The organism is Tsuneonella suprasediminis (assembly GCF_003605755.1).
Taxonomy (GTDB): domain Bacteria; phylum Pseudomonadota; class Alphaproteobacteria; order Sphingomonadales; family Sphingomonadaceae; genus Tsuneonella; species Tsuneonella suprasediminis.
The window spans coordinates 189,240-206,193 of the sequence record NZ_RAHJ01000014.1; the positions used below are offsets into that span (position 1 = coordinate 189,240).

19 protein-coding genes and 1 tRNA gene are annotated in these 16,954 nt (G+C 62.0%); 12 read left to right on the forward strand and 8 right to left on the reverse strand.

The annotated features are described in order from the left end of the window. Positions 1–50: 50 nt before the first annotated feature. From D6858_RS04560 to pepN, 5 genes are all read right to left on the reverse strand, one after another. Entirely contained in the window at positions 51–929 is an 879-nt protein-coding gene (locus D6858_RS04560) for a cytochrome c1 (RefSeq protein ID WP_120107569.1), read from the reverse strand. A 28-nt stretch (positions 930–957) separates the two neighbouring features. Beyond that, a complete protein-coding gene (locus D6858_RS04565) occupies positions 958–2,259 on the reverse strand; it encodes a cytochrome b (RefSeq protein ID WP_120107571.1) in 1,302 nt (433 codons plus the stop codon). 19 nt (positions 2,260–2,278) lie between these two features. After that, positions 2,279–2,851 carry a ubiquinol-cytochrome c reductase iron-sulfur subunit gene (gene petA, locus D6858_RS04570; RefSeq protein ID WP_120107573.1) on the reverse strand — a complete coding sequence of 191 codons (573 nt, stop codon included), beginning with the start codon at positions 2,849–2,851 and terminating at the stop codon, positions 2,279–2,281. Positions 2,852–3,063: 212 nt separating this feature from the next. Beyond that, complete coding sequence (gene pgeF / locus D6858_RS04575; RefSeq protein WP_120107944.1) at positions 3,064–3,783, reverse strand: peptidoglycan editing factor PgeF; 720 nt, start codon at positions 3,781–3,783, stop codon at positions 3,064–3,066. Positions 3,784–3,826: 43 nt separating this feature from the next. Further along, a complete protein-coding gene (gene pepN / locus D6858_RS04580; RefSeq protein ID WP_120107575.1) occupies positions 3,827–6,481 on the reverse strand; it encodes an aminopeptidase N in 2,655 nt (884 codons plus the stop codon). Positions 6,482–6,544: 63 nt separating this feature from the next. Between pepN and D6858_RS04585 the strand changes: the two genes are divergently transcribed. Beyond that, entirely contained in the window at positions 6,545–7,351 is an 807-nt protein-coding gene (locus D6858_RS04585) for a Rossmann-fold NAD(P)-binding domain-containing protein (RefSeq protein ID WP_120107577.1), read from the forward strand. On the opposite strand, the gene D6858_RS04590 is transcribed toward D6858_RS04585, so the two are convergent. Together D6858_RS04590 and D6858_RS04595 are read right to left on the reverse strand one after the other, a co-directional pair. Continuing rightward, positions 7,297–8,280 carry a DMT family transporter gene (locus D6858_RS04590; RefSeq protein ID WP_240623690.1) on the reverse strand — a complete coding sequence of 328 codons (984 nt, stop codon included), beginning with the start codon at positions 8,278–8,280 and terminating at the stop codon, positions 7,297–7,299. The two genes, D6858_RS04585 and D6858_RS04590, sit on opposite strands and share 55 nt — an antisense overlap. Then, on the reverse strand, positions 8,277–9,272 hold the full coding sequence (locus D6858_RS04595; protein ID WP_120107581.1) for a threonine aldolase family protein: 996 nt from the start codon (positions 9,270–9,272) through the stop codon (positions 8,277–8,279). Before D6858_RS04595 ends, D6858_RS04590 begins: the two co-directional genes overlap by 4 nt. Positions 9,273–9,325: 53 nt before the next feature. Between D6858_RS04595 and D6858_RS04600 the strand changes: the two genes are divergently transcribed. The 3 genes from D6858_RS04600 to D6858_RS04605 are packed head-to-tail and all read left to right on the forward strand — an operon-like array spanning position 9,326 to position 10,577. Then, complete coding sequence (locus D6858_RS04600; protein WP_120107583.1) at positions 9,326–9,634, forward strand: GNAT family N-acetyltransferase; 309 nt, start codon at positions 9,326–9,328, stop codon at positions 9,632–9,634. Positions 9,635–9,671: 37 nt separating this feature from the next. Next, positions 9,672–9,848, forward strand: coding sequence for a hypothetical protein (locus D6858_RS15740; RefSeq protein WP_165859631.1), 177 nt, complete (start codon positions 9,672–9,674; stop codon positions 9,846–9,848). Positions 9,849–9,872: 24 nt separating this feature from the next. Then, the gene (locus tag D6858_RS04605; protein WP_120107585.1) at positions 9,873–10,577 is read left to right on the forward strand and encodes a hypothetical protein; all 705 of its coding nucleotides are present in this window, start codon (positions 9,873–9,875) and stop codon (positions 10,575–10,577) included. A gap of 58 nt (positions 10,578–10,635) precedes the next feature. Here the strand turns inward: D6858_RS04605 and D6858_RS04610 are convergent. Beyond that, positions 10,636–10,710: transfer RNA gene (locus tag D6858_RS04610), tRNA-Thr, on the reverse strand. Positions 10,711–10,787: 77 nt separating this feature from the next. Here D6858_RS04610 and D6858_RS15745 point away from each other — a divergent pair. From D6858_RS15745 to D6858_RS04645, 8 genes are read left to right on the forward strand one after another with little or no spacing between them, the layout of a single operon-like run. Next, positions 10,788–10,958, forward strand: coding sequence for a hypothetical protein (locus D6858_RS15745; RefSeq protein WP_165859632.1), 171 nt, complete (start codon positions 10,788–10,790; stop codon positions 10,956–10,958). 48 nt (positions 10,959–11,006) lie between these two features. Next, on the forward strand, positions 11,007–11,693 hold the full coding sequence (gene gpmA, locus D6858_RS04615; RefSeq protein WP_120107587.1) for a 2,3-diphosphoglycerate-dependent phosphoglycerate mutase: 687 nt from the start codon (positions 11,007–11,009) through the stop codon (positions 11,691–11,693). A gap of 3 nt (positions 11,694–11,696) precedes the next feature. Next, positions 11,697–12,176, forward strand: a complete 480-nt coding sequence (gene purE, locus D6858_RS04620; protein WP_120107590.1) for a 5-(carboxyamino)imidazole ribonucleotide mutase — start codon at positions 11,697–11,699, stop codon at positions 12,174–12,176. A gap of 40 nt (positions 12,177–12,216) precedes the next feature. Then, positions 12,217–13,275 carry a 5-(carboxyamino)imidazole ribonucleotide synthase gene (locus tag D6858_RS04625; protein ID WP_120107946.1) on the forward strand — a complete coding sequence of 353 codons (1,059 nt, stop codon included), beginning with the start codon at positions 12,217–12,219 and terminating at the stop codon, positions 13,273–13,275. Continuing rightward, the gene (locus tag D6858_RS04630) at positions 13,272–13,799 is read left to right on the forward strand and encodes a dihydrofolate reductase (RefSeq protein WP_205664874.1); all 528 of its coding nucleotides are present in this window, start codon (positions 13,272–13,274) and stop codon (positions 13,797–13,799) included. Before D6858_RS04625 ends, D6858_RS04630 begins: the two co-directional genes overlap by 4 nt. After that, the gene (locus D6858_RS04635) at positions 13,796–14,965 is read left to right on the forward strand and encodes a dipeptidase (protein WP_120107593.1); all 1,170 of its coding nucleotides are present in this window, start codon (positions 13,796–13,798) and stop codon (positions 14,963–14,965) included. The genes D6858_RS04630 and D6858_RS04635 overlap by 4 nt, the downstream gene beginning before the upstream one ends. Further along, positions 14,962–15,888, forward strand: a complete 927-nt coding sequence (locus tag D6858_RS04640) for a bifunctional riboflavin kinase/FAD synthetase (RefSeq protein WP_120107595.1) — start codon at positions 14,962–14,964, stop codon at positions 15,886–15,888. The genes D6858_RS04635 and D6858_RS04640 overlap by 4 nt, the downstream gene beginning before the upstream one ends. Continuing rightward, positions 15,888–16,934 carry a glycerophosphodiester phosphodiesterase family protein gene (locus D6858_RS04645; protein WP_120107598.1) on the forward strand — a complete coding sequence of 349 codons (1,047 nt, stop codon included), beginning with the start codon at positions 15,888–15,890 and terminating at the stop codon, positions 16,932–16,934. Before D6858_RS04640 ends, D6858_RS04645 begins: the two co-directional genes overlap by 1 nt. Positions 16,935–16,954 lie beyond the last annotated feature (20 nt).

Sequence of the window (16,954 nt, forward strand, 5' to 3'; positions counted from 1 at the left end):
CCTCTCATCACCGGATGGAGGGGCGCGTTCACAAGTTCATCGCAAACCGATCAGGCGGTGTGCTTTTTCTTCGGCTTGAGCGCCGCCCATACCTGCTTCTTCGCGAGGTAGGCGAGGATCGTAGCAAACAGCAGGAAGCCAAGCACCGGCCAGCCTGTCTGGGTGCGCTTCACCTTCTTGGGCTCAGCAGTCCATTCGAGGAAGGCAGAGACGTCGGTCGACATCTGCTCTATCGTCGGCTTCGGCTGTCCTTCGGCGTAGCTAACCTGGCCTTCCGCAGTCAGCGGCGGCGGCATCGCGATTGCCAGACTCGGGAAGTACTTGTTGTAATGCCCCGTGGAAGGAACCTTGAAGTCCGGGAACTGCTGTTTCAGCGCTTCCGGTTCCGGGCCATACCCGGTCAGGATCGCATGAATATATGCCGGGCCACCATGCCGGGCCTTCGCCATCAGCGAAAGATCTGGCGGAACAGCATTGTTGTTTGCAGCCTTCGCCGCTGTTTCGTTGGGATAAGGGGACGGGAAATAATCCGTCGGCATCCCCGGTCGCGTGGTTGCTTCGCCAGTGTTCGGATCAACTCCGGGCACCTGGAAACCGGCAGCAATCGTCTTCACCTGCCCCTTGTCATAACCAAGTTCTTCCAGATCGCGGAATGCGACGAACTTCAGGCTATGGCAGGCAGCACAGACTTCCTTGTAAACCTGGAAGCCGCGCTGGAGTTGGGCGAGATCCCAGGTGCCGAACGGGCCATCGCTTTGCAGATGCAGAGCAGGCGGGTGTTTTTCGTGGAACACCTTGTCGGCCATCGGTTCGGTGAACTGGCCATATTCGCCCAGCACCGGCGCAACGGCGATCGCGCCGCTGATGAAGGCCCACAACACCGAGAGGCTGAAGAACAGGCCGGCGAGGATACCGAAGATGCGGATCATGACGTGCGCTTTCCCTTGAACCTGTCGCTTACTTCGCCGTGTCGGCACTATCGCCGAGCTGCGCCGCTTCATCCTTGCCGAGCACCGCTTCGGTGATCGAATAGGGCAGCGGCTCGGGCTTCTCGATCGAAGAGATGATCGGAAGGATCACGAGGAAGTGGAGGAAGTAATATGCCGTCGCCAACTGGCTGAGCATCACATAAGGCTCTTCCGCCGGGGCGCCGCCACAATAGAACAGCACCAGCATCGTCGGGATCAGACCGAACCAGAAGAACTTGCGGAACAGCGGGCGATAATGGCCCGACCGCACCGGTCCCTTGTCCAGCCAGGGCAGGAAGAACCAGCACAGGATCGCGCTGAACATCGCCAGCACACCCATCAGCTTGGCCGGGATAAGGCCGAAGAAGATGTCAGCGGTGAAAGCGCGCAGGATCGCGTAGAACGGCCAGAAATACCATTCGGGAACGATGTGCGCCGGGGTCGAGATCGGATTCGCTTCGATGTAGTTATCCGGGTGGCCGAGGTAATTCGGCAGGAAGAACACCATCGCGAAATAGAGGATCAGGAACACGCCCAGTCCGAAACCATCCTTCGCCGTGTAATACGGGTGGAACGGGATCGTATCGCTTTCGCTTTTCACTTCAACGCCGGTCGGGTTCGACGAGCCCGGAATGTGCAGCGCCCAGATATGCAGGATAACCACCGCCGCAATCACGAACGGCAGCAGGAAGTGCAGGCTGAAGAACCGGTTGAGCGCGGCGTTATCGGGCGCATAACCACCCAGCAACCAAATCTGAATCGGCTCACCAACCACAGGGAGCGCACCGAACAGGCCGGTAATAACCTTTGCGCCCCAGAAGCTCATCTGGCCCCACGGCAGCACGTACCCCATGAAGGCCGTCGCCATCATCAAGAGGAAGATGACCACGCCAAGCAGCCACACCATTTCACGCGGCGCTTTGTACGAAGAGTAGTAGAAGCCACGGAAAATATGGAGATAAACCACTACGAAGAACGCGCTGGCGCCGTTGGCGTGCATATAACGCATCATCCAGCCCCAGTTGACGTCGCGCATGATATGTTCGGTGGTGCCGAACGCCACTTGCGTGTTGGCGGCATAATGCATCGCTAGAACGACACCGGTAACAATCTGCAACATAAGGCAGAATCCGGCGAGAACGCCGAAATTCCACATGTAGTTGAGATTGCGCGGAACGGGATACCCGCTGCCGATCGCGTTATAGACGAGACGCGGCATCGGCAGCTTCTCGTCAAGAAAGCGCATCAGTGGATGCTTGGGTTCGTATTGCTTGGCCCAGGGGAAGCTCATCGTCGTCGCTCTCTTATCCTCAGCCGACCTTCACGACCGTATCGGACGTGAACTCGTATTCGGGAACCTCAAGGTTCGTCGGGGCGGGACCCTTGCGGATCCGCGCGGCGGTATCGTAGGCCGAGCCGTGGCACGGGCAGAAATACCCGCCATACGGCCCGCGATCCTCACCCGGCCCGGCCCCCAGCGGGGTACAGCCAAGGTGAGTACAAACACCCATTGTAATCAGCCAGTTGGTTTTGCCAGGCTTGGTCCGCTCTTCCAATGTCTGCGGATCGCGCAGCTCGGACATCGGAACCGCATCGGCTTCCGCAATTTCCTTCGGCGTCAGGTTACGCACGAACAGCGGCTGACGGCGGAACAGCGCCTTGATCGCCTGTCCCGGTTCGATCTTGGAGATATCGACCTCAGTCGTACTCGCGGCCAGAACGTCGGCGCTCGGCGCCATCTGGCTGATCAATGGCAGCAGGGTAACAACCCCACCAGTGCCCGCAGCGGCAATTGCCGCAATATTGATGAAATCGCGCCGCCGCACCCCATCTTCGCCGATATCGGCGGTTTCGGGTTGAACGGTCCCAGTCGTGTCAGCCATCAGCTGTGCCTGCCCTCACACGGTGCCCCGCGCGGATGCACGGGAGAAGAATTACGTTTAACCGGATACGATGCGACAAGAGCAGCCCGAAAAACGGCATACCCCTGTTGCGCGAATTGCCACGAGCAGACGCAATGCCCCCCGCAAGCCCCGGTTAGCGGTGCCGTGTAGCTTCCCTTTAACGGGTTGCCAACCCGGCATTGTGGCGAATTTTAGACGGTTGTGGGATCGATGCCATTGAGGCCGATCAACGAAAGCTGCCTTCCATAGTCGGCCTCGCCGCGATGCGTGGCCCGTCGGAACGAGTAAAATGACGCCTCATCCGTGTAAGTATCGCGACCGATCCATTCGGCCTGAGACACACCGCAAGCCGATAACCGCGAGAGGACATAGCCCGGCAAATCGAACTGCCAGTGCCCCGCCCGGCCAGCAGCGAACCATTCCGCGTCAGCCTCGGCAAACTGCTTCCGAAATCCATCGTCTACTTCGTAGCTTTGCCGGGCAATGCACGGCCCCACAACGGCAACGATACGATTGCGGCCGGCCCCAAGCGATTCCATCGCATTGACTGTGCGTTCAAGCACCCCGTCATGTGCACCGCGCCACCCTGCGTGCACTGCACCGATCACCCCGGCTTCCCGGTCGGCAAACAATACCGGCGCACAATCGGCGGTCACGATGCCGAGCAGGATGCCGGGTTGCGCCGTAACGAATCCATCCGCCTCTGGCCGGTCGTCGTCACTCCACGGGTTATCCACGGTCACAACATCGGGCGAATGCACCTGATAGAGCCCGACCAACCGTGCACCGGGCATCACAGCATCCGCCGCACGGCGCCGATTCTCCGCCACCGCCGCAGGATCGTCCTCTGCGCCGTATCCGCAGTTCAGGCCCGACACCGTGCCGCGCGACACACCGCCCCGCCGGGTCATGAAACCATGCGGAATGCCGATGAGCCGCTTGCTGATAAGTGCCTCAGCCAAGCGAGCGGCTCACTTGTTCATATGTATCGCGCGAAAGTCCATCGACGGCTGCTATCCGCTCCAGCTCTGCACGCATCAATGCGGCCCGCTGCGGTTCGATCCGGCGCCACCTCCCCAGCGGCGGAACAAATCGGGCTGCTGTCTGCGGATTGATTGGATCAAGCGTGAGAATCAGATCGGCAATCAGGCGATACCCTTCCCCGCTGGCGGCATGGAATGCATGCGGGTTGCCCGCAAAAGCCATAAAGAGGCTTCGTACCCGATTGGGATTTCGCAAATTGAAATCCGGGTGATTCGCCAATGCTTTCACATGCTCGATCGCATCGGGATGAAGCGAACTGGCCTGCAACGCGAACCACTTGTCGATCACCAACTCGTTCCCGCGATAACGGTTGTAGAAATCGATCAGCCGGTCGGTACGCGCCACTCCCGGCAACCCGGTCAACACCATCAGCGCGCCCTGGCGATCGGTCATCGTCTGCGCCGTATCATATTGTGCAGCGGCAATTTTTGCGGCCTCCTCAGGATTGCCTGCCGCCAGATAGACCAGCGCCTGTGACTTCACCTTGCGTGCACCGCGCGCAGCATGATCGAGTGTCGCGGGCAATTTACTGGCCCGTTCGTGGAGCGTCACCAGCTCGCTTTCCAACGCCTCACCCAGCGCCACCTTCAGGGCTTCGCGCTCGGTATGAATGCGACCCGGATCTGCGATAAGGAACTGTTCTGCAAGATAAGTCTGGCTGGGCAGCATCATCAGCTCGCCCCGCATCGAATCGTCGAGCCGGTCGTCGGTCAGCACTTTCCGCAGGGCACCGGCGATGGCCGCACGCCCTGCCTCCAGCGCGGTGCCGGGCAGCGAATCGCTGCATGCCGCGACGAGGTGGGCGACCACCAGATCCTGCATCGCTTCGTAACGGGCGAATGGATCGTCGTCATGCGCGGCAAGGAATACGAGATCTTCGGTCGAAACTTCACGTTCGATCGATACCGGAGCCGAAAAGCCGCGGTTGATCGACAGCACAGGAAGCTTCGCAAACCCCTCGAAAGAAAGAACCTTTTCAGCTTCCGAGAGAATAACCAGTCGCTCCCCATCATGGCTGCCGCTGTCGCGATCGAACAGCGCGATGCGGAGCGGGATTGGCATCGGCTTCTTCGCGATTCGGTCGGGCGTGGGCGGTACGGTCTGTTTCAGAGTCAGCATCGCCGTATCGCCCTTATGTGTCAGAGAAACCTCGACTTTCGGAGTTCCGGCCTGCGAATACCACAGGCGGAATTGCCGCAGGTCCAGCCCGGCGCCATCTTCCATCGCCTTGACGAAATCCTCGCAGGTCGCGGCCTCGCCATCATGACGTTCGAAATATAAATCAGTGCCTTGCCGGAACGCCACCGATCCCGCCATCGTCCGCATCATACGCAGGACTTCGGCACCTTTGTTATAGACTGTAGCAGTGTAGAAGTTGCTGATTTCACGAAAGCTATCAGGCCGGATCGGGTGCGCCAGCGGCCCCGAATCCTCCGGAAACTGGACCGAACGCAACACACGAACATCTTCGATTCGCTTGACCGCTTCGCCTTGCATATCCTGTGAAAACAATTGGTCACGCAGGACGGTGAAGCCTTCTTTCAGGCTGAGCTGGAACCAGTCGCGACAGGTTACGCGATTGCCCGACCAGTTGTGGAAATACTCGTGACCGATCACCCCTTCGATTGCGTCATAGTCGCCATCGGTTGCGGTATCGGGGTCGGCCAGCACGTATTTCGTATTGAAAACATTGAGACCTTTGTTCTCCATCGCGCCCATGTTGAAATCGCTGACGGCTACGATGTTGAATACGTCGAGATCGTATTCCCGGCCAAAGGCCTCCTCGTCCCACTTCATTGATTTCTTGAGCGAATTCATCGCATGTTCGGTGCGCGGCAAGTCTTCCGCGCGGACCCATACCGCCAGATCGACTTCGCGCCCGCTCATGGTGGTGAAACTGTCGGTGCGGGCGACGAGATTGCCGGCGACCAGCGCGAAAAGGTAGCTCGGCTTGGGCCAGGGGTCGTGCCATTCGGCCCAATGCCGCCCACCTGCGCTTTCCCCGGCTGACACCTTGTTTCCATTGGACAAAAGTACCGGGAACTGCGCCACCGGTCCTTCCATCTTCACCAGGTATGTTGACAGGATATCGGGCCGGTCCGGGAAGAAGGTAATCCGCCGAAAACCCTCCGCCTCGCACTGGGTGCAGAGCATCCCGTTTGACGCGTAAAGCCCCATAAGCTGGCTATTTTTTTCCGGCGCAATCTCGTTCACGATCTCGATCTCATGCGCCCCTGCGGACAGGGGCAAAACGAGGTCCGGGCCGTCCATTTCCCAGTTTTTGACTGGTAAGCCATCCAGTTTGACAGATGACACCTGCAAACCGTCGCCATTGAGCCGAATCACGTCATCCGGCGCGGCATCGGGGTTCGGCACGACCTTGAGCGAGGCGGTGACCCGCGTGGTTTCGATCCCCAGATCGAAGTGCAGCCGGGTTTCGGGCACCAGCCACGGAAACGGTTTGTAATCGACGCGGCGAATCAGCGGCGGCTGCGCCGGAACGGGGGGCGCATCGGCCATCTGGGGGTTTCCGTCAGCGGTCGATGGGGTGCGTGCAATGTCCATGTGACTTTATGTAGGCGCTTTGCGGTTGCCGTCCACCGCCCCGATGCGCGAATAGCGTCAGTCATGAGACAGATGGTGATTTTCGGGCTGGGCTACACCGCGACGCGAATCGCGGCGCAGTTGCAGGCAGCAGGCTGGCAGGTGAGCGCAACCGGCAGCGCGGGCGACATCGATTTCGAAGACGACGCGGCAGTCACCGCTGCGCTGGCGGGGGCGAGCCATGTGCTGTCGTCCGTCCCGCCCGCCGATGGGGTGGATCCGGTGCTGGCGCGATATGGCGATTCGCTGCACCACGAATGGATCGGCTACTTTTCCTCTACCGGAGTCTATGGCGACACCGGCGGCGCGTGGGTGGACGAAACCGCGGCGGTCGTGGGCCGGGGCGGCAGCGGTCGGCGGGCCGCGCGCAGCGATGCCGATGCCGCATGGCTGGCGAAGGGGGCGCGGGTGCTGCGCCTGCCAGGGATTTACGGGCCGGGCCGCAGCGCGTTCGATAAAGTGCGCGACGGCACCGCCCGGCGAATCGATATGCCGGGGCAGGTGTTCAGCCGGGTGCATGTGGACGACATCGCCAGCGGTGCGTTGGCCGCGCTCAGCGCCCCGCCCGGAGCGTACAATCTGGCAGACGACCTGCCCGCCAGCGGCGCAGCGGTGACGGAGGAAGCCTGCCGCCTGCTGCGTGTGGTCCCGCCACCGCTGCAATCGATCAGCGAAGCAGGCCTGTCGCCAGCCGCGCGGGGTTTCTATTCGGAAAACCGCCGGGTCGCCAATGGCAAGGCCCGGCGCGTGCTGGGCTGGCGCCCGCGCTACCGCGATTATACGTCCGGGCTGGCCGCCATCCTTGCGGCAGAGGGGACAGACGGCAACTGATCGCCGCCCGGCGGCCCCGCCTGTCGCGCGCGGAGAGCGATCACCAGCCCGATCATCGCCAACACCGCGCCGCCGATGGCCAGCCCGGTCCAGCGATAGTCCTCCAGCAAAGTGGAGATAACCATCGCGATCACCACCACCAGCACCCCATTATACGCCGCCCGTCCGGCCCCAAGCTGGCGCACCAGCGCATAATAGAGCGGGAAGGTCACCACCGACCCGGCGAAGGCGAGCCATGCCGTGCCCAGCCAGAAATTCGGATCGCGCGGCAGGACCGGCGCCCCCACCAGCACCAGCGCCAGCAGGATATCGATCAATGTGCCATAGAGCATCGACCAGCCAAGCAAGCTGGGCAGAGCCACATCCCTGCCCGCAGGCCCGGCCTGAAGCACATTCGCGAGCGAAGCCGACAGCATCGCCACCAGCGCCATAACCGTGCCCAGCATGACATTGCCGCCCAGCGGCGCCACCCGCGCTTCGTTGAACAGCAACAGCGCAATTCCCGCCAGCGCAATCGCACTGCCCACCACGAACCCGCGCGTAACCGGCTGACCGAGCAGATAGTGGCCCAGCACCGCATTGGGCACCATCATCATCCCGATCAGCAAAGCGACGATGCCCGATGTCAGATGCAGTTCGGACTGATAGACGAACATGTAATTGCCGCAGAACTGGAACAGCCCCATCGCCAGCGCCAGCAGATGCGCGCGCGGCGGCATCGCCAGCGATTTCCGCAGGATTATCGCCAGCAGGAACATCGCCGGTGTGGCCATACCGAAACGATAGGCGATGGACCACTGCGCGGGCACATCCGCGATCTGGCCGCGAATCACATACCAGGTCGATCCCCAGATAAACGCCACCAGCAAGAATGGCAGCGCGATCCGGGGGCTGAGTATCGAATGCCCGTGGCCGGAGGTGCCGTTCACAGTTGGGCGATCGCCTGTGACAAAGCGGAAACGTGGTCCGCGCGGGTATTCCATGCGGTGACCAGCCGGGCGGCATCGTCACCCCAATCATAGAAAGAGAAACCCTGTGTCCGCAGAGCTTTGCGCTCTTCGGGGGAGAGTGTGACGAACAGTTCGTTGGCTTCCACCGGGTGCATCAGCCGATCACCGCACGCCCCGGCAATTTCCGCCGCGGCCGCATTGGCCGCGCGCGCATTGTCCAGCCACAGATTGCCTTCCAGCATCACCAGCAATTGCGCCGCGAGATAGCGCCCCTTCGATTGCAGATGCCCCGCCCGTTTGCGGCGATATCGCGCAACATCGGCCATTGCGGGATCGAAGAACACAATCGCTTCCGCACTCATCCCGCCGTTTTTGATGAATCCGAAGCTGAGCGTATCGGCCCCGCCCACCGCGTCCCGCGGATCGCAGCCAAGCCAAGCCACCGCATTGGCGAACCGCGCCCCATCGACATGGAAACCCAGCCCGCGCTGTTTCGCCAGCGATCCGATAGCGGCGATTTCTTCGGGTCGATAACAACATCCGTACTCGCTCGCCTGGGTGACCGAAATCGCGTGAGGCTGCACCTGATGGACATCGTCGCGAACAGGATCGATTACCATTCGCACTGCATCGGGGGTCAGTTTCGCACTTTCTCCCGGCACCAGTATTAACTTGGCCCCGTGGAGGAAGAACCCCGGCGCGCCGCCTTCGTCCACTTCGATATGCGCTTCTTCGTGGCACACCACTGCGCCATGCGGCTGACACAGGCTCGCCAGCGAAAGGCAATTGGCCGCTGTGCCAGTGGCTGCCCACAACACCGCCACCTCTCGCCCGAACAGAGCGGAAAACGCCGCATCGAGCGCCTGTGACCAGCGGTCGCCATCATAAGGGGCGTCGGCCGCGTCCGCCGCTCGCATCGCCTCCCACACACGTGGGTGGACCGAAGCGGCGTTGTCGGACAGAAATTGCATAAGGAACGCCACTAGCGCCGCCGACGTTGAACGCAAGAAGGAGACAATACGTAATGGCACTAGACGGACTGGAAATCACCACGCACGGCAACGACGCTCGCGGCGAATATCACGCGCATGTCCCCGGCAGCGACAAGATCGGCCGCCTGACATGGACATCGCGCGGCAGTGCCCGCATTGCCGAACACACCATCGTACCCCCGGAAATCGGCGGGCAAGGCGTGGCCGCGGCACTGGTGCAAAAACTTGTGTCCGATGCCAAAGAACAGGGCTTCACCATCGTGCCGCAATGTTCCTATGTCGAGGCGCAATTCCGCCGCCATCCCGAATGGGCAGAGCTGCGGGCGGAAACGCCGGGGTGAACTTGATCTGCCCCTGTATTCGATTTATATTTGTTCTATGAGCACCGGACGTATCAACTCCACTGAATCGATCATGACAGCAGATAAGCTGCTGGCCGCATTCGATGGTAGTTGGGAACGTCTGCTCGCCGCTGCCAAACCGGATAAGGATGGTATTCTCGTTATCCATGACAGCGATCTGAGTGATGAACAGCGCAAGGCCATGCGCGACTAGCGCTGCCTGCCGTCCGCTTCGGTCATGTCGTTCCAGCCCACGCTCCTTGCCATTGTCGCAGGGGCGTTGGTGCTGCCCGGCATATTCGCAGTGTGGGCATTTTATCGGACAGCCCGAACCGATGAAATCGACCTTCCGCTACCGGGCCTGAAATCGGCCGCGGGGCTCGGCCAGATCGGTGCATTTGCATTGGCATCGCATTTGGTCTTCGCCGGCCTTCTTCTCGCATTAGTGAATTCGGAATGCGGGGCATGGGTTGCAAGCTTCAATCCATATATCAAAACCGTACCCGACGATCCCGACGAACTGTTGCGAACGATCGCGGGGGCGCTGTTCGGCCTGATGATATTATCGCTGATTGCGTTGCTGCTCGGCCTGCTAGCAGGCGAAATAGTGTTGAGCCTGGGCAAAGGCGCCATGTTCTATGGCGCTTTTTCCGAACTGTTCGTGGCGGGGAAAGGCAGTAGCAAATTCATCTACGGCTATATCCTGACCAAGCTGGAAAAGAACGGGTCGATCATCGGGTATCAGGGCACCGTCACGTCTTTCATCCCCGGAGAAGACCGCTTTCCTGAGAAGATCCAACTCTCCAACGCTTCGATGTTTACGCTCAACCTCTACACCGGGAAACGCCGGGAATTCGACACCAAGATCAAGTCGATCGCGCTCCATCGCGATGAATGGAGCAATATCGCCTTCAAGGTCGTCGAATACCGCAGAGGGGCATAGCGCGCGCCAACAGGCCCGGCGAAAAACCGGGGCCGACAAAATATCTGCGGGAAATCGATGGTGCTGCTGGGGAGGATTGAACTCCCGGCCTCACCCTTACCAAGGGTGCGCTCTACCACTGAGCTACAGCAGCACATCCATCGAGAGCGGCGCGCCTTACAGTGCCCGGCTCCCTTGTCAAGCGTTCCCAGCCACGGCAAGGACATTGCGATGAGTGGAACCAGCGAAAAACCCACGCGGGAAGAACGCCTCGCCGCCAAATTGCGGGAGAATCTGCGCCGCCGCAAGGCCCAGTCGCGCGCGATCGGCCCACAGGCCAGCGACGATGTGCCGCAACCGGCGCAAAACGCGCCACTTCCCAACGAGGGCGCAGACCGCTAGGGGCGAGCGCTCCCGATTGCCTGCGATTTGCCTGAGAGGAGCGTTCCCTTGCCTACCCTGATCCTCGTCCGCCACGGCCAGAGCCAGTGGAACCTGGAAAACCGCTTCACCGGTTGGTGGGATGTCGACCTGACCGAAAAAGGCGTGGCAGAAGCGACCGCCGCCGGCGAATTGCTGGCGGAAAAGGGGCTGTTGCCGACGCGCGCGTTCACTTCGCTGCAAACCCGCGCGATCAAGACGCTGCATCTGGCACTGGAAGCATGCCACCGTCTGTGGATTCCAGAGGTCAAGGACTGGCGCCTGAACGAACGCCACTATGGCGGGCTGACCGGGCTGGACAAACAGGAAACCCGCGACAAGCATGGGGATGAACAGGTGCACATCTGGCGCCGCAGCTTCGACGTGCCGCCGCCGCCGCTCGACGCGGGCAGCGAATTCGATCTCGCCAGCGATCCGCGCTATGCCGGGATCCCAGTGCCCGCGACCGAAAGCCTCAAGCTGACCATCGAACGCGTGCTGCCCTATTGGGAAAGCGAGATTCTGCCCGTGCTGGCAAGCGGCGAAACCGTGATTATTTCCGCCCACGGCAATTCGCTGCGCGCGCTGGTCAAACACCTGTCGAACATTTCGGACGACGAAATTACCGGGCTGGAAATCCCCACCGGGCAGCCGATCGTCTATCAGTTCGACGACGCGATGGTGCCCGGCGAACGTTACTATCTCAAGGACAGCTAAGGCATGGCCGACGTTGCAATCGTGATGGGCAGCCAGTCCGACTGGCCGACAATGAAATGCGCCGCCGACGTGCTCGGTGAATTGCAGGTAAGCTACGAAGCACGCATCGTTTCCGCCCACCGCACGCCCGACCGGCTGCACGAATTCGGCAAGACCGCGCACGAGCAGGGTTTCAAAGTCGTGGTCGCCGGGGCTGGCGGCGCGGCACACCTGCCGGGCATGATCGCTGCGCTCACCCACCTGCCGGTGCTGGGCGTGCCGGTGAAATCGAAGGCGCTGAACGGGATCGATTCGCTGCTTTCCATCGTGCAAATGCCGGCAGGCGTGCCCACCGGCACACTGGCCATTGGCGAAGCCGGAGCGACCAATGCCGGGCTGCTGGCCGCAGCGATTCTGGCCATCGGCGACGATGCACTGGCGCAGCGACTGGTGGCATGGCGCGCGGCGCGCACCGCGGCGGTGAACGAAACGCCGCAGGACTGACCGGGCAAGAGGGGGACGACAAGGGGTGAACGGAAACGGGCTGATCGAACCGGGCGCGACAATCGGCATTCTCGGCGGCGGGCAACTGGGCCGGATGATCGCCATGTCTGCCGCGCAGCTCGGCTATCGCTGCCACATTTTCACGCCCGAGCGCGAGAGTGTCGCCGCCGAAGTCAGCGCCGAATGCACTGTCTCCCCCTTTACCGACAGCGCCGCCCTCGCCCGATTTGCCGCGGCGTGCGACGTGCTGACGTTCGAATTCGAAAATATCCCCACCGCCCCGCTCGTTGCGCTGGATGGGGCGCTGTTCCCCGGTGTCCGCGCGCTGGAAATCGCGCAGGACCGGATGCGGGAAAAGAACTTCGTCGAAACGCTGGGGGGCCGCCCCGCCCCGTTCGCGCAAGTCGATACCGAAGACGATCTGGCCTGCGCGGTCGAACGGATCGGCACGCCGGGCATCCTGAAAACCTGTCGTGACGGTTACGATGGCAAGGGCCAGTGGCGGATCGACAGCGCGCACGATATCGCCGCGATCCGCCTGCCGGGCGCGCCGTGCGTGTATGAGGGGTTCGTCGAATTTCAGGCGGAGTTTTCCGTTATCCTCGTCCGGGGCCGCGATGGCGAAGTGCGGTTCTGGGATTCGACCGAGAACCGCCATGTCGATGGTATCCTGTCGCAATCGGTCTGGCCGCCGTGCGATGCGATTTCGGCACAAGTGGAAGACGCACGCAAACTGGCCCGCGAAGTGGCCGCCGCGCTCGGCTATGTCGGGGTGCTGACGCTGGAATTCTTCGCCACCGCCAATGGGCCGGTGTTCAACGAAATGGCCCCACGGGTCCACAACTCGGGGCACTGGACCATCGAAGGGGCCGCGACCAGCCAGTTCGAAAACCATGTCCGCGCGGTCTGCGGCCTGCCACTGGGCGACACAGCGACGATTGCACCGAAAATCGCGATGGACAACCTGATCGGCAAAGACGCGCTGACCGCGCATCAATCGCTGGCCGACCCCGCCGCTCACCTGCACCTGTATGGCAAGCGCGATGCCCGCGACGGGCGCAAGATGGGGCATATCACGCGGGTGTGGCACCGCCCGTGACTGCGGATCGCCCCCGGCAGATTATCGCTATCCTTGCCCGTGCGGACAACGGCGTGATCGGGCGCGACGGTGCGCTGCCCTGGCACCTGCCCGCCGATCTCAGGCGGTTCAAGGCGCTGACGATGGGCCACCCGATGATAATGGGCCGCAAGACATTCGACAGTTTCCTCAAACCGCTGCCGGGCCGCCGCCATATCGTGCTGACCCGCAACACTGCGTGGCAGGCCGATGGTGCGGAAGTCGCGCATTCGGTGGATGATGCGCTGGCCATCGGACAAGCGCCGGGGGATTCCGGGGCCGAAGCACAGGCGGGCGACATCTATGTGATCGGTGGCGCGCAGATCTATCGCCTGATGGCCCCGCGCCTGACCCGGATCGAACTGACAGAAGTGCATTGCGATGCCGTGGGTGACACGCATATGCCTGCATTCGGCAACGAATGGCGCGAAACGGCGCGTAAGGATTTCCCGGCAGAGGGCGAACGCCCCGCCTATTCGTTCGTGACACTGGAGAGGGGCATATGAAACGTAAGATCGGATGGAGCCTGCTGGCGCTGATCGCGATTGCCGCGGTTGGCTTTTTCGGATTCGGTCCGGGCTATATCGAAGGCGGCATGAACCGGATCGACGGCAAACCGCTGATCACTGTCTCCCCACAGGCGAAAGCGTTGCACAAGACGCTGACGATTGTCGATCTGCATTCGGACACGCTGATGTGGGATCGCAACCTGCTGAAACGCGCCAGCCGCGGGCACGAGGATCTGCCGCGTCTGGAACAGGGCAACGTCGCGCTGCAGGTATTTTCCAGCGTCACCAAAAGCCCCAAGGGCCAGAATTACGACGCGAACAGCGGCGACACCGACAATATCACCGCGCTGACCGTCGCGCAGCTTCAGCCGGTGCGTACATGGACTTCGCTCCTGCAACGCTCGCTCTATCATGGCGAGAAGCTGGATCGTGCGGTCGCCGGGTCCGACGGGCGTCTGGAGAAAGTGACCGACGATGCCAGTCTGGCCCGCCTGCTGGCCAACCGCGCGCAATCGCCCAGGCCGGTCGGTGCCATGCTGAGCGTCGAGGGTTTGCAGGATCTGGAGGGCGATCTCAACAATCTCGATGTGCTCTACAAGGCGGGATTCCGCATGGCATCGATGACCCATTTCTTCGACATCGATCTGGCCGGATCGATGCACGGGATGAAGAAATACGGCCTGACACCCAAGGGCCGCGATGCCGTGCGGCGGATGGAAAAGATGGGCATGATCGTCGACATCGCCCATTGCAGCCATGCCTGCGTGGCCGATATCCTGAACATAGCCAAGCGCCCGGTCGTCTCCAGCCACGGCGGGGTGCAGGCGACCTGCAAAGTCAACCGCAACCTGACCGACGATGAAATTCGCGGCGTCGCGAAAACCGGCGGCGTGGTCGGTATCGGATACTGGGATGCTGCCATCTGCGATACCTCCCCGCGCGCGGCAGCCAAAGCGATGAAGCACGTGCGCGATCTGGTCGGGATCGATTACGTTGCGCTGGGCAGCGATTATGACGGGGCGACCACGGTGCGGTTCGACACCAGCCAGCTGGAACAGGTGACGCAGGCGCTGATCGACGAAGGGTTCACCCCCGATGAAATCCGCAAAGTCATGGGGCTGAACGCACTGCGCGTAATCAAGGCGGGGCTGGTCCCGCAATGAGATGGCTCGATCATCGCGAACCGATCCCTGCATCGCTGCGCGGCGCGGTGATCGCGCTCGGCAATTTCGACGGATTTCATCAGGGCCATCAGGCGGTGGCAGGCGAAGCGATCCGCTGGGCGCGGGAAACCGGCCGCCCCAGTATCGTGGCGACATTCGATCCGCATCCGGTGCGGCTGTTCAAACCCGACGTGCCACCATTCCGGCTGACGACGCTGGAACAACGGCAGGAACTCTATCTCGCCGCCGGGGCCACCGCGATGCTGGTGTTCCATTTCAATGCCGATCTGGCGGGCACGAGCGCAGACGATTTCGTGCGGGTACTGCTCGCTGAACAGCTCGGCGTGGCCGGGGTCGTGACAGGCGAGGATTTCACCTTCGGCAAAGGGCGCGCAGGCAATCGGCAGATGCTGGCCCAGCTGGGGGCGCAATGCGGGATAGAGGCCCGTGCCGTGCCGCCGGTGATGGACAGCGGCGAACCGGTATCGTCCAGCCGGATACGCGCCGCTTTGCAGGCGGGGGAACCGGAAACCGCCACTCGCCTGCTGACGCGTCCCTTCGCGATTCGCGGAGTAGTGACTCATGGCGACAAGCGGGGCCGCGAAATCGGTTATCCCACTGCCAACCTGACGATTGAGAATTATCTGCGCCCCCGCTTCGGCATCTATGCCGTGACAGGCACTGTGCTGGCCACGGGACAGGAACTGAAGGGGGCGGCCAATATCGGGGTGCGCCCCACTTTCGACCCCCCTAAAGAACTGCTCGAACCCTATTTCTTCGATTTCTCAGGCGACCTGTATGGGCAGGAAATCGAAGTGGCGTTCCATCACTTCCTGCGGCCGGAGGCGAAGTTCGCTTCGCTCGATGATCTGGTCGCGCAGATGGAGCAGGATTGCGACCGCGCGCGGGAGTTGCTGGGCTGATGCGGTTCCTCAAATGGCTCGGCTTCATGCTGGCCGCGACTTTTCTGGTGCTCACTTTCGTCAACGCCAGCTGGATGGCCGATGCGCCCAAGGGCCGCGCCGGGCTGATCGCATGGGGCGGCGGGGTGCATCAGGAGTTCACCGCGCAGCATACCGGCAGCGATAGCTGCGCGCCCGCCGAAATCGCGCCGCCGGTCCACCGCTATATTGCCGATACGCTGCCTTCGATCCGCATGGCGCGGCAACTGGGGGCGGCGATGATCGCGGTCGATGTCCAGCCGACCAGCGACGGGCAGATCGTCGCCTTTCCCGACACCATGCTCGACTGCCGCACAGACGGCAGCGGCAAAGTGCGCGATCATACGCTTGCCGAATTGCAACAGCTCGATCACGGCTATCGCCTTACGGCGGACAAGGGGAAGAGCTTCCCGTTGCGCGGCAAGCAGGCCGAACCAATCCCGTCGCTGGCACAGGTGATCGCCGCCGCGAAGCCCAAGCCGCTGCTTTTTGTCTTCCGCAGCAGCGATCCACGCGATGCCGAGGCGCTGGCCGCCGCGCTCAAGGCACTGGGGCGCGATCCGGTGGCGGAAGGCGATGCCTTCTATGCTGAAAAGGAAAGCGGCCCGGTGGCGCGCATCCGCGAACTCTATCCGCAAAGCTGGGCATTCAGCGCGCAAGGCGGCGCTGCTTGCGCCAGCGCATACAAAACGCTGGGCTGGTTTGGCGCGACGCCCAGCGTGTGCACCGATCGCACATTGATCATGCCGCTGTCGGGCCAGTGGGCCTATGCCGGATGGCCCAACAAGCTGCTCGCCCGGATGAAGGCGGCGGGCAGCCATGTGGTGATAGGGACAACCGATCATGGGTTCGGCGGACTTGACCTGCCCGAACAGCTCGGCAGCATTCCGCGCGACTTCAACGGCTATATCCGGGTGGACGATATCTGGACGGTGGCCCCGGCGCTGTTCCCCGATACCGACCCGCGATCGAATGCCGAACGCGAGCAAGCGGACAAGGCATTGGCCCGCAAGCGCGCATCGCAGTGAGGACGATTGCGCGCGCCGAC